This is a genomic window from Massilia sp. KIM (genome assembly GCF_002007115.1).
Classification (GTDB): domain Bacteria; phylum Pseudomonadota; class Gammaproteobacteria; order Burkholderiales; family Burkholderiaceae_D; genus Telluria.
The window spans coordinates 230,700-242,652 of sequence record NZ_MVAD01000001.1 but is presented as its reverse complement, the minus strand read 5'-3'; the positions used below and the strand labels follow the sequence as shown (position 1 = coordinate 242,652).

General features: G+C 65.0%; 14 protein-coding genes and 1 tRNA gene. 1 reads left to right on the top strand and 14 read right to left on the bottom strand.

The genetic code is table 11. The annotated features are described in order from the left end of the window. Nucleotides 1–20: 20 nt before the first annotated feature. From nuoF to B0920_RS01115, 14 genes are all read right to left on the bottom strand, one after another. Nucleotides 21–1,316 carry an NADH-quinone oxidoreductase subunit NuoF gene (nuoF, locus tag B0920_RS01180; protein ID WP_078030768.1) on the bottom strand — a complete coding sequence of 432 codons (1,296 nt, stop codon included), beginning with the start codon at nucleotides 1,314–1,316 and terminating at the stop codon, nucleotides 21–23. Further along, the gene (nuoE, locus tag B0920_RS01175; RefSeq protein WP_078030767.1) at nucleotides 1,313–1,789 is read right to left on the bottom strand and encodes an NADH-quinone oxidoreductase subunit NuoE; all 477 of its coding nucleotides are present in this window, start codon (nucleotides 1,787–1,789) and stop codon (nucleotides 1,313–1,315) included. Before nuoE ends, nuoF begins: the two co-directional genes overlap by 4 nt. 19 nt (nucleotides 1,790–1,808) lie before the next feature. Further along, complete coding sequence (locus B0920_RS01170) at nucleotides 1,809–3,062, bottom strand: NADH-quinone oxidoreductase subunit D (RefSeq protein ID WP_078030766.1); 1,254 nt, start codon at nucleotides 3,060–3,062, stop codon at nucleotides 1,809–1,811. Beyond that, complete coding sequence (locus B0920_RS01165; RefSeq protein WP_078030765.1) at nucleotides 3,062–3,658, bottom strand: NADH-quinone oxidoreductase subunit C; 597 nt, start codon at nucleotides 3,656–3,658, stop codon at nucleotides 3,062–3,064. Before B0920_RS01165 ends, B0920_RS01170 begins: the two co-directional genes overlap by 1 nt. A gap of 19 nt (nucleotides 3,659–3,677) precedes the next feature. Next, complete coding sequence (locus B0920_RS01160) at nucleotides 3,678–4,154, bottom strand: NADH-quinone oxidoreductase subunit B family protein (protein WP_020654624.1); 477 nt, start codon at nucleotides 4,152–4,154, stop codon at nucleotides 3,678–3,680. A 3-nt stretch (nucleotides 4,155–4,157) separates the two neighbouring features. Further along, entirely contained in the window at nucleotides 4,158–4,517 is a 360-nt protein-coding gene (locus B0920_RS01155) for an NADH-quinone oxidoreductase subunit A (RefSeq protein WP_078030764.1), read from the bottom strand. Nucleotides 4,518–4,684: 167 nt separating this feature from the next. Continuing rightward, nucleotides 4,685–4,769, bottom strand: a tRNA-Leu gene (locus B0920_RS01150). 324 nt (nucleotides 4,770–5,093) lie between these two features. After that, nucleotides 5,094–5,573 carry a preprotein translocase subunit SecG gene (secG, locus tag B0920_RS01145; RefSeq protein ID WP_078030763.1) on the bottom strand — a complete coding sequence of 160 codons (480 nt, stop codon included), beginning with the start codon at nucleotides 5,571–5,573 and terminating at the stop codon, nucleotides 5,094–5,096. 30 nt (nucleotides 5,574–5,603) lie between these two features. Continuing rightward, nucleotides 5,604–6,362, bottom strand: coding sequence for a triose-phosphate isomerase (gene tpiA, locus B0920_RS01140; RefSeq protein WP_078030762.1), 759 nt, complete (start codon nucleotides 6,360–6,362; stop codon nucleotides 5,604–5,606). Between the two features lie 109 nt (nucleotides 6,363–6,471). Then, complete coding sequence (locus B0920_RS01135; RefSeq protein WP_078030761.1) at nucleotides 6,472–7,452, bottom strand: NAD(P)H-quinone oxidoreductase; 981 nt, start codon at nucleotides 7,450–7,452, stop codon at nucleotides 6,472–6,474. Nucleotides 7,453–7,603: 151 nt separating this feature from the next. Further along, nucleotides 7,604–8,245 (bottom strand): uridine kinase, encoded by a 642-nt coding sequence (gene udk, locus B0920_RS01130; RefSeq protein ID WP_078030760.1) that lies wholly within the window; start codon nucleotides 8,243–8,245, stop codon nucleotides 7,604–7,606. Between the two features lie 100 nt (nucleotides 8,246–8,345). Continuing rightward, on the bottom strand, nucleotides 8,346–8,678 hold the full coding sequence (locus tag B0920_RS01125; protein WP_078030759.1) for a hypothetical protein: 333 nt from the start codon (nucleotides 8,676–8,678) through the stop codon (nucleotides 8,346–8,348). Nucleotides 8,679–8,735: 57 nt separating this feature from the next. After that, nucleotides 8,736–9,347 carry a tetratricopeptide repeat protein gene (locus B0920_RS01120; protein ID WP_078030758.1) on the bottom strand — a complete coding sequence of 204 codons (612 nt, stop codon included), beginning with the start codon at nucleotides 9,345–9,347 and terminating at the stop codon, nucleotides 8,736–8,738. An 86-nt stretch (nucleotides 9,348–9,433) separates the two neighbouring features. Next, a complete protein-coding gene (locus B0920_RS01115) occupies nucleotides 9,434–10,207 on the bottom strand; it encodes a GIN domain-containing protein (protein ID WP_078030757.1) in 774 nt (257 codons plus the stop codon). Between the two features lie 325 nt (nucleotides 10,208–10,532). Here B0920_RS01115 and B0920_RS01110 point away from each other — a divergent pair, with 325 nt between their 5' ends. Further along, nucleotides 10,533–11,945: a pitrilysin family protein gene (locus B0920_RS01110; protein ID WP_078030756.1), complete on the top strand. Its 1,413-nt coding sequence runs from the start codon at nucleotides 10,533–10,535 to the stop codon at nucleotides 11,943–11,945. Nucleotides 11,946–11,953: the final 8 nt, after the last annotated feature.

Here is an 11,953-nt window from a genome sequence, read left to right as displayed (position 1 = left end):
TGATCGTTACCTGACCTGGTTTAAAGGTATGCGGGCACGAGGCAGTGCTTGTGCTCGATGTGATATTCGAATTCCTCGCGGAAGTTCTTGATCATCGCTTCGACCGGCATCGCCGCCGCATCGCCCAGGGCGCAGATGGTGCGGCCCTTGATGTTGAAGGCGATGTTGTTCAGCAGGTCCATGTCTTCCGGACGACCCTGGCCGTTCTCGATGCGGTGGACCATGCGGTACATCCAGCCGGTGCCTTCACGGCACGGGGTGCACTGACCGCAGGATTCTTCGTAGTAGAAGTACGACAGGCGCAGCAGCGACTTGACCATGCAGCGGGTCTCGTCCATGACGATCACGGCGCCCGAGCCCAGCATGGAGCCGGCCTTGGCGATCGAATCGTAGTCGAGGTCGGTGTCCATCATGACCTCGCCGCGCACCACCGGCGCCGACGAGCCGCCCGGGATCACGGCCTTGATCTTCTTGCCGCCGCGCATACCGCCGGCCAGCTCCATCAGCTTGGCGAAGGGGGTGCCCAGCGGGACTTCGTAGTTGCCCGGACGCTCGACGTCGCCCGAGATCGAGAAGATCTTGGTGCCGCCGTTGTTCGGCTTGCCGAGCGCCATGTAGTTCTCGGCGCCCAGGTTCAGGATGAAGGGGACGGCCGCGAAGGTCTCGGTGTTGTTGATGGTGGTCGGCTTGCCGTACAGGCCGAAGGAGGCCGGGAACGGCGGCTTGAAGCGCGGCTGGCCCTTCTTGCCTTCGAGCGACTCCAGCAGCGCGGTTTCCTCGCCGCAGATGTAGGCGCCGTAGCCGTGGTGGGCGTGCAGCTGGAAGCTGAACTCCGAGCCCATGATCTTGTCGCCCAGGAAGCCGGCGGCGCGCGCCTCTTCCAGCGCCTCTTCGAAGCGCAGGTATTCCTGGAAGATCTCGCCGTGGATGTAGTTGTAGCCCACGGTGATGCCCATCGCGTAGGCGCCGATGGCCATGCCTTCGATCAGCGCGTGCGGGTTGTAGCGGATGATGTCGCGGTCCTTGAAGGTGCCCGGCTCGCCTTCGTCGGTATTGCAGACGAGGTATTTCTGGCCCGGGAACTGGCGCGGCATGAAGCTCCACTTCAGGCCGGTCGGGAAGCCGGCGCCGCCGCGGCCGCGCAGGCCCGAGGTCTTCAGGTCGGCGATGATGGCTTCGGGAGCGATCTTCTCTTCCAGGATGCGGCGCAGCGCCGAATAGCCGCCACGCTTGACGTAGTCGGCCAGGCGCCAGTTGTCGCCGTTCAGATCCTTCAGGATCAGGGGATTGATGTGACGGTCGTGCAGGCTGGTCATTTCTTGAGTTCCTCTACCAGGGCGTCGATCTTGTCGTCGCTCATGAACGAGCACATGCGGTGGTTATTCACCAGCATGACCGGTGCGTCGCCGCAGGCGCCCATGCATTCACCTTCCATCAGGGTGAACTGGCCGTCAGCGGTGGTGTCGCGGTAATCGATGCCCAGCTTGTCCTTCAGGCGCTGGGCGGCGCGCTCGCCACCCGACAGGGCGCACGGCAGGTTGGTGCACACGGTGATCTTGTGCTTGCCGACCGGCTTGAGGTTGTACATGTTGTAGAAGGTCGCGACTTCCTGCACGGCGATGGCCGGCATGCCGATGTAGTCGGCGACTTCCTGCATGGTTTCTGGCGACAGCCAGCCCAGTTCGACCTGGGCATGGGCCAGCGAGGCCATCACGGCCGACTGGCGTTGATCGGCCGGGTACTTGGCCAGCTCACGATCGATTTTCTTGTAGCATTCCTGCGATAACATATTCTTTTCCCTGCCCTTCTTACCTGTCGATACTGCCGAACACGATGTCCTGGGTGCCGATGATGGTCACGGCGTCGGCGATCATGTGGCCACGGGCCATCTCGTCGAGGCTTTGCAGGTGCGCGTAGTCCGGGGTACGGATCTTCAGGCGGTACGGCTTGTTGGCGCCGTCGGAGACGATGTAGATGCCGAACTCGCCCTTCGGGTGCTCCACGGCCGCATAGGCTTCGCCTTCCGGCACGTGGAAGCCTTCGGTGAACAGCTTGAAGTGGTGGATCAGCGATTCCATGTTGGACTTCATGTCCATGCGGCTCGGCGGCGCGATCTTGTGGTTGTCGATCATCACCGGACCCTGGTTCGCGCGCAGCCAGGCCACGCACTGCTTGATGATGCGGTTCGACTGGCGCAGTTCTTCGATGCGCACCAGGTAGCGGTCGTAGGAGTCGCCGTTGGTGCCGACCGGGATGTCGAATTCCATCTTGTCGTAGACCGCATACGGCTGGTGCTTGCGCAGGTCCCAGGCGATGCCCGAGCCGCGCAGCATGGCGCCGGTGAAGCCCATGGCCTTGGCCGCTTCCGGCGACACCACGCCGATGCCGACCGTGCGCTGCTTCCAGATACGGTTGTCGGTCAGCAGGGTCTCGTACTCGTCCACGTAGCCGTCGAAGCGCTTGGTGAAGGCCTCGATGAAGTCCAGCACCGAACCCTGGCGGTGTTCGTTCAGCTCGTCGATCGCCTTCTTCGAGCGGATCGGCGATTCCTTGTGCTGGGGCATGCGGTCCGGCAGGTCGCGGTAGACGCCGCCCGGGCGGTAGTAGGCCGCGTGCATGCGCGCGCCCGACACCGCCTCATAGACGTCGAACAGGTCTTCGCGGTCGCGGAAGGCGTACAGGAAGGGACCCATGGCGCCGATGTCCAGCGCGTGCGCGCCCAGCCACATCAGGTGGTTCAGGATACGGGTGATCTCGTCGAACATCACGCGGATGTACTGCGCGCGCACCGGGGCTTCGATGCCCAGCAGCTTTTCGACCGCGAGCACGTAGCCGTGCTCGTTGCACATCATCGAGACGTAGTCCAGGCGGTCCATGTAGGGAACCGACTGCAGGTAGGTGCGGGTTTCGGCCAGCTTCTCGGTCGCGCGGTGCAGCAGGCCGATGTGCGGGTCGGCGCGCTGGATCACCTCGCCGTCGAGTTCCAGCACGAGGCGCAGCACGCCGTGCGCTGCCGGGTGCTGCGGACCAAAGTTCAGGGTGTAATTCTTAAGCTCAGCCATTATTTCGACGTCCCGTAGGTTTCTTCGCGGATCACGCGCGGGATGTTTTCGCGCGGCTCGATCGTCACGGGTTGGTAGATGACGCGTTTCTGTTCGGGGTCGTAGCGCATTTCGACATAGCCCGAGATCGGGAAGTCCTTGCGGAACGGGTGGCCGATGAAGCCGTAGTCGGTCAGGATGCGGCGCAGGTCGCCGTGGCCGTCGAACAGGATGCCGTACAGGTCGAAGGCTTCGCGCTCGTACCAGTTGGCGGCGCGCCAGATACCGGTGACCGATTCCACCAGGGGCATCTCGTCGTCCGGGCAGAACACGCGCACGCGCACGCGCCAGTTGTGCTCGATCGACAGCAGGTGGGTGGTGACCGCGAAACGCGGGCCTTCCCAGGTGCCCTCGCCGTATTGCGAGTAGTCGACGCCGCAGAGGTCGATCAGTTCTTCGAAGCGCAGCGCCGCGTCGTCGCGCAGGGTCTGCATGGCCTGGAGATAGTCGGCCGCCTTCACCACCACCGTTACTTCGCCCAGCGCCGAGGTGATCGTGGCGCCCTCGCCCAGCGCGTTGCGCAGGGCGAGTTGGAGGGTCTCGAGTTTTGTCGTCATGGAGTACACCGTTTTATGCTTAGCGCGCGATGGTGTTGGTGCGCTTGATCTTGTTTTGCAGCTGCATGATGCCGTACAGGAGCGCTTCCGCGGTCGGCGGGCAGCCCGGCACGTAGACGTCGACCGGCACGATGCGGTCGCAGCCGCGCACCACCGAGTACGAGTAGTGGTAGTAGCCGCCGCCGTTGGCGCAGGAACCCATCGAAATCACCCAGCGCGGTTCGGCCATCTGGTCGTACACCTTGCGCAGGGCGGGGGCCATCTTGTTGCACAGCGTGCCGGCGACGATCATGACGTCGGACTGGCGCGGCGATGGGCGGAACACAATGCCAAAGCGGTCGAGATCGTAGCGGGCAGCGCCCACATGCATCATCTCGACCGCGCAGCATGCCAGACCGAACGTCATCGGGAACATCGACCCGGTGCGCGCCCAGTTGATCAGCTTATCGGCTGTGGTGGTAATGAAACCTTCGTTTAATACGCCTTCAATTGCCATGGCTTATTCCCAATCAAGGGCACCTTTCTTCCAGATGTACCAGAACCCGACGATGAATTCGGCGATGAACACCATCATCGTCACGAAGCCGGCCCAGCCCAGTTCGCGCATCGAGACGCCCCATGGGAAGAAGAATGCCGTTTCCAGATCAAACAAAATAAACAGGATCGCGACCAGGTAGTACCGGACGTCGAACTTCATGCGTGCGTCTTCGAAGGCTTCGAAGCCGCATTCATACGGGGACAGCTTGGCGGCATCCGGGCGGTGCGGACCGAGCAGACGGCCGAGCACCTGCGGAGCGACACCAACGCCGACGCCAATCAGGATAAAGAGAAGAACGGGGAAATAGTTTTCGAGGTTCACGATGAAGCCTATTTGAACGATCGGTTAAAGAAACACTGCAGGGCTGCAGCGCCGAATCGCGCGAACCTGGCATGAAGCCTGCCACCAGGACCGTACGACTGATCCTCGTAAAAAAGCCAGCTCAGGCAGGAGCAATGCTCTTGTGCCCTTGCTGGCTTTCTGTATCTTGGTGCCGACGGCGAGACTCGAACTCGCACAGCTTGCGCCACTACCCCCTCAAGATAGCGTGTCTACCAATTTCACCACGTCGGCTGGAGACCAGTATTTTACCCTGCCTTACCACTTTATTTCAATGCACAAATTGCGGTATCACAAGGAAATTTCGCAATTGTTCAACTTTGAAATCATGCTCATCCAAAGCTTACATGAGCATGACGACGGAGCTGATGGGCTCGAAAAGCGGTGGGTTTGAACGCCTCGGCAGGCAGGGTCGCCCTGCGAGGCGTTATTCTACAGCTATTTGCGAAGAGATGCTCAGGACACCTCTCCATTCACGAACTTGATGTTGAGCTGCCACGCCTGGCGGCGCTGCAGACACGGGTCAAGCGCGGGGCCGGCCAGGCCGACCCGGGAGGATTACTTCGTTGCCGGAGCCGGGGCGGCCGGGGCCGGCGTTGCGGGAGCAGCCTGGGCCGGAGCGGCCGGTGCCGGTGCAGCCGGAACCGGGGCCGGCGCGGCCTGGGTGGCCGGCAGGGTCGGCACGTCGGCGGCCGGAGCGGCCGGCGCCGCCGGGGTGGTGGCCGGGATGCCGGTGGCCGGGGCCTGGCTCGAGGGCACCGTCACGCGGCCCATCACGCCTTCGTCCGGACCGGTGCTGCGGCTGTTGCCGACATAGGCCAGGGCCAGGGTCGAGGCGAAGAAGATTGCAGCGGCCACCGCGGTCGACTTCGACAGGAAGTTCGACGAACCCGATGCGCCGAACAGGCTGCCCGAGGCGCCCGAGCCGAAGGCTGCGCCCATGTCGGCGCCCTTACCGTGCTGGACCAGGACGAGGCCGATGATGGCCAGGGCGGAGATAACCTGCACGACGATAATCAAGTTGAACAAGGTGTTCATTGCAATTCCATTTCAAGGTTTAACAGCGTTTTAAATTCTTGGTCCTGCCGCGCGGATGATACCGAGGAAGTCTGCCGCCTTCAGCGCCGCGCCGCCGATCAGGCCGCCATCGATGTCCGGCTGGGCCATCAGGTCCCCGGCATTCTCCGGCTTCATGCTGCCGCCGTAAAGGATCTGCACCTTCTCGGCGCCCTCCGCGTTGCAGGCGCGCAGCTGGGCGCGCAACTGGGCGTGCACTTCCTGGGCCATGGCCGGGGTGGCGGTCTTGCCGCTGCCGATCGCCCATACCGGCTCGTAGGACAGCACGAAGCGGCCGACGGCGTCCTTGCCCAGCAGTTCCAGCACGGCGTCGAGCTGGGCGCCGACCACGGCCGCGGTCTCGCCCGCTTCGCGCTGGGCCAGGGTCTCGCCCACGCACACGATGGGGGTCAGGCCGGCGGCCAGCACCGCCCCGGCCTTGCGCGCCACCAGCTCGTTCGACTCGCCGTGATAGGCGCGGCGCTCGGAGTGGCCGACGATGACGTAGCGGCAGCCGAACTCGGCCAGCATCGCGGCGCACACCTCGCCGGTGTAGGCGCCGGACGGCTGGCAGGACACGTCCTGGGCGCCCCAGGCGATGGCGCTGCCCGCGAGCAGCTGTTCGCACTGGTACAGATAGGGAAACGGCACGCAGACCGCGCAAGCGGCGGCGTTGCCGTCGAGGCCTTCGAGAATACCGGACAGCAGCGACGCGGTGAATTCGCGGCTGCCGTTCATCTTCCAATTACCTACGACGAGTTTGGGACGCATAGTACCCCATGGTGAAGTAACCCGCTATTCTAGCGGTCGATAATGAGGCGGTCAAACAATGGCTGAGCTCATGACCCGCCCGATCCGCCTCCCCCGCTGCCCTTGTGGATCACACAAGCTGCAGCACAATCTTGCCCACGTGTGCGCTCGATTCCATCAGCGCATGCGCCTCGGCGGCCTGTTCCAGCGGGAAGCTGCGGTAGATCACCGGCTTGAGCTTGCCCTCGCCGAACAGCGGCCAGACCCGTTCGCGCAACTGACGCGCGATGGCGGCCTTGAAGGCCACCGGGCGCGGGCGCAGGGTCGAGCCGGTGATGGTGAGGCGGCGGCGCAGCACCTGGCCCATGTCGACTGTGGCTTTGGCGCCACCCAGCAGCGCGATCACGGCGATGCGGCCGTCGTCCGCCAGGCAGCTCAGTTCGCGTGTCACGTAGTCGCCGGCGACCATGTCGAGCACCACGTCGACGCCGCGCCCCCCGGTCAGCTCCTTGACCACGGCGACGAAGTCTTCGCTACGGTAATTGATCCCGCGCTCGGCCCCGAGTTCCTCGCAGGCGCGGCATTTCTCATCCGAGCCGGCGGTGGCGAACACGCGGTGGCCCAGGGCGGTGGCGAGCTGGATGGCGGTCACGCCGATGCCCGAGCTGCCGCCCTGTACCAGCAGGGTCTCGCCCTCGGCCAGCCGGGCGCGGTCGAAGACATTGCTCCAGACCGTGAAATAGGTTTCGGGCAGGCTCGCCGCTTCCAGCGGCGTGAGGCCGGGCGGCAGGGGCAGGCATTGTTCGGCCGGGGCCGCGCAGTACTCGGCGTAGCCGCCGCCCTGCACCAGGGCGCACACCAGGTCGCCCTTGGCGAAGCCGCTGTCGCCCAGGTCGCCGTCGACGATCTCGCCGGCCACTTCCAGGCCCGGCAGGTCGGAGGCGCCCGGCGGCACCGGATAGTGGCCGAGGCGCTGCAGCACGTCGGGACGGTTGACCCCGGCGGCGTGGACCTTGATCAGGACTTCGCCGGGCTTGAGTTCCGGCAGCGGGCGTTCGCACAGCTGGAGTACCTCGGGCTTGCCGGGCTGCGTGATCTCGATGGCGCGCATGGGATGCTCCGTATTGAAAAAAGCGCAATTGTACGGCAGGCAGCAGCGCGGCGTCGCCCTGGACCGCAGGAACATTGACATGAATGCAACAGCACCCCGGCCGCGCTACGGCGCGTCGGCAAGGGGAACACGGGGCCACGCCCGCGCGGGCTCAGGGGCGCTTGAGCTGGCCGATGACGCTGGCCACCTTGGTGGTGATGACGTCGACCGCCGGGCCGTTGGCGCCGTGCGGCAGGATCACGTCGGCGTGGCGCTTGGTCGGTTCGATGAACTGCTTGTGCATGGGACGCACGGTCTCCATGTACTGGTTCACGATGCTCTCCATCGAGCGGCCGCGCTCGGCGATATCCCTTTGCATGCGGCGGATGAAGCGCACGTCAGGCGCGGTGTCGACGAAGATCTTCAGCGACATCATCTTGCGCAGGTCGGCGTCGTAGAGGGCGAACAGGCCCTCGATCACGATCACCGGGGCGGGTTTCACGGCGATGGTGCGGTCGGAACGGTTGTCGATGGTGAAATCGTAGACCGGCATGGCGATGGTCTCGCCCTGGCGCAGGGCGCGCACGTGCTCGACCAGCAGCGGCCAGTCGAAGGCCTGTGGGTGGTCGTAGTTCTGCTTGCGGCGCACTTCCGGGGTGAGGTCGGACTGGTCGCGGTAGTAATCGTCCTGCATCACGACCGAGACCATCTCGGCGCCGAAGGAAGCCAGCACCTGCTGGGTCACGGTCGACTTGCCGCTGCCGCTGCCGCCGGCCACGCCAATGACGAAGGGTTGGAAGGAATCTTGATTCATCCCGGCATGATACCGGAGCGGCGGCCGAACCGACAGGCCAGGCGGCCCGAATTAGCAGTCTGGCAACGCGTGGCCAGCCGCGCGCACAGGGGCCACCGGTTCAGCGCCGCGACGGCGCCCGTCCTTCCTTCCAGCGCCTGAGCCGCCGGCCGCCGGCGACCAGGGTCAGCACTCCGGCCGCGATCAGGACCAGCGCCTCGGGCGTGGTCTGCGCGGTCGAGGATGCGAACAGGCGGGCGATGACGATCACGACGGCATAGGCGGCGACGGCGGCGCCGATCCGCATCGCGTAGGCCGCCCTCTTCTCCCCCGGCGAGCCGTGCAGGGCCTTGGCCTCGGTCAGGACGCCGACCGCGTACTGCAGCAACAGGCAGGCGCAGGCCAGCGCGCCACCGATCGCGATGAGGAGGTACTTCAGGAGGTCGAGGCCCACGCCCGTCCCTTCAGGGCGCGAGCACGGTCGCTGCCGCCACCGGGCGCCGCAGCGGCCTCAATGGACGCCGCCCGTGCGCGAGGTGGACGGCAAGGGCGTGCCCGCCTTCCAGGTGCGCGACAAGGCCTGGGCCTCCTCGATCTGCTCCTGGGTCATCTGGCGCGAGATCGCCGCGCGCTGGTCGACCGCGTTGCGGTTGCCGCTGGCCGCCGCCAGGTTCCACAGCATGTAGGCCAGCACCATGTCCTGCGGCATGCCGGCCTGGTGGTAGCGGTACATCAGTCCCAGCGCGTGCTGGGCCTCGGGATGGCCCTGCTCCGCCGCCTTGCGGAACCAGGTCACCGCGTGCTTCTGATCTTGCGGCACCGCGTTGCCGGTGTAGTACATGGCGCCGACCACGTATTGCGCGGCGGCCTTGCCCTGCAGCGCGGCCTTGTGGTGCCAGCTGAAGGCCTGCTTGTAGTCGCGCGTGACGCCGCGGCCCATGTAATACATCAGGCCCAGCAAATGCTGGGCGTCCGCGTTGCCAGCCTTGGCAAGCGGACTGATCTCCTTCAGCGCCAGCGCATAGTTGCGGGCGTTATATGCGCTCGCCCCCTCCGCCAGACCGGCCTGGGCACTGAAGTGCAGGCCGAACGCGACTGCGAACGCTACGAATAGTTTTTTCATGTCTCGTGCATGGATTCAGGATCTCTGCGTACCCTTGGGTCCCCCAGGCTGCAGGACTCCCGTTGTTCTGTATTGTTATTGTCGTTTTACTTCCAGCTGACCTTGCCCAGGCCCTCCACCGCCACCTTGCGGGTCTGCGGCTTGCCGTACACGGTCACCGAGCCCATGCCCGACAGGGTCAGGTTGGCGTTCTGGTGGGCGGTCACGGTGGCGTTGCCCAGTCCCGACAGCTCCAGGGTCACGTTCTCGGCCGTGCACTGCTGGGCGTCCAGCCCGCCCAGGCCGCCCAGCTCGGCCTTCAGGCTCTTGCTGCGCCCGGACAGGGTCACGTAGCCGGCGCCACGCAGGTTCAGGTCGATGCCCTCGCTGTTGATGCCATGGACCCGCATGCTGCCCACGCCGCCCAGGCTGGCGGTCACGAAGCGGTAATTCGACAACACGTTCATGGAGCCGGCCCCGTCCAGGGTGAGCTCGAGTTCCTCGCCGGAGAAGCCGCTGACCTCGGTGGCGCCGACGCTCTCGGACGACACTTCGCGCAGGCTCGGCAGCACCAGCTCGGCGCGCAGGCCGGGGCTGCGCCCCAGGTTCAGGCCGACGCCGCGCGTCTCGGTGTCGATGTTGAGGGTGTCGCCGCTCTGCAGGGTGGTGGTCTTGCCCAGCAGGCGCGGGTCGCCGGTCAGGACCAGGGTGGCGTTGCTGCCCTGGCGGATCTTCATGTCGACCACCCCGTCGAGCTTGACGCGCACCACGCGCGCATCGATCGGGCGCGTCTCCGTGGCCACGTCCTGCCCTGCCTTCACGATGCCGCAGCAGGTGCACAGGGTGGTCAGCGCCACGCCCAGCTTGATCAGGTGATTCATCCAGCGTCCTCCAATTTCCTCGTCTGTTCCGATGCGGGCGCTCGTGGCGGCCTCTTGCTTGCTCTTCAGTTACTTACCGATTTGGCATGTTGCAACTATATCCAAGCCCGGCGCTGCGATCGCGCCGGATGCGACGAACTGCAAAAAACGCGGCACAGGGCGCGCATGGGCCTGATGGATGCACGTCGCCATGACAACACAATGTCATGACCTGGCGCAATAAAAAGATTACTTATTGGCATGACATTGAGATAAGATGCGGACCTTGACAGGACACCAAGCCGTCATCGAAGCTCATCTTTCAGAGTTCATTTTCGAGGTCACCATGCGCATGCGCCATTTACCTGTATTGCTGGCCGGGATCACGCTGTCGGTGTCGGCTTTCGCCGCACCGAAAGACCAGTGGACCCTTCCGGTCAACGTCAAAAAACTCGACAACGGCCTGACCGTCGTCGTCTCGGAAGACCGCACGTCGCCGACCGTGGGCGTGTCGGTGGTCTACCACGTCGGCATGCGCCTAGAACCGCGCAACCGCACCGGCTTCGCCCACCTGTTCGAGCACCTGATGTTCCAGGGCACGCCGAATGCGCCCAAGGGCGTGTTCGACACCACCATCACCGCGGGCGGCGGGCGCAACAACGGTTCGACCCGGCCGGACTTCACCAACTACATCGAAACCGCGCCGGTGTCGGCGCTGGAACCGATCCTGTGGCTGGAAGCGGACCGGATGAAGACCCTCGACTTCAACGAGAAGACCCTGAAGAACCAGCAGGACGTGGTCAAGGAAGAGATCCGCGTGAACGTGAAGAACCAGCCCTACGGCGGCTTCATGTGGATCGACATCAGCCAGCAGGCCTTCCAGAAATGGGAGAACAACCACGACGGCTACGGCAGCTTCGAGGACCTGGAGAACGCCAACCTGGACGACGTGCGCGCCTTCCACCGCGACTACTACGGCCCCAACAACGCGGTGCTGGCGATCGCCGGCGACATCTCGCCGCAACAGGGCTTCGCGCTGGCCGAGAAATACTTCGGCAAGATCCCGGCCCGTCCGACCCCGAAGCCGGGCGACTTCTCCGAGCCGCTCAACACCGCCGAAAAGCGCGTGGTGCAGAGCGACGCCCTGGCCCAGGTGCCGGCCATCGCCGCCGCCTGGAAGGTGCCGGAACGCGGCAGCCGCGACCAGGCGCCGATGGCGGTGCTGGCCGAACTGCTGGCCGGCGGCGACGCCTCGGTGTTCTACCAGGGCCTGGTCAAGGGGCGCGAGATCGCGCTCAACGTCGACACCCTGTTCGGCCTGACCAGCCCCTGGGAATACAACGGCCCCACCCTGCTGACCGTGTTCGCGCTGTACAAGCCGAACAGCAGCGCCGACGCCCTGCTCAAGGCCATGGACGAGGAGGTCGCCAAGATCGCCGAGAAAGGCGTGGACGATGCCACGCTCAAGCGCGTCAAGACCCGCATGATCGCCGACTGGAACAACAAGCTGGAAAGCTTCATCAACCGCGCCGACACCCTGGCCAAGCTGCAGACCCTGTGGGGCGACGCCAACGTGGTCAACAAGATCCCGGGCTGGATCGAAGGCGTGAGCTCGGCCGACATCCAGCGCGTGATCCGCACCTACCTGGTGCCGACCAACCGCACCGTCATCGACCGCAAGCCGGCCGCCATGCTGGCCGCCGAGAACAAGGCCTCCGCCGCCCCGACCAACAATGCGCCTGCTGGCGCCACCAAATGAGGAGCGCA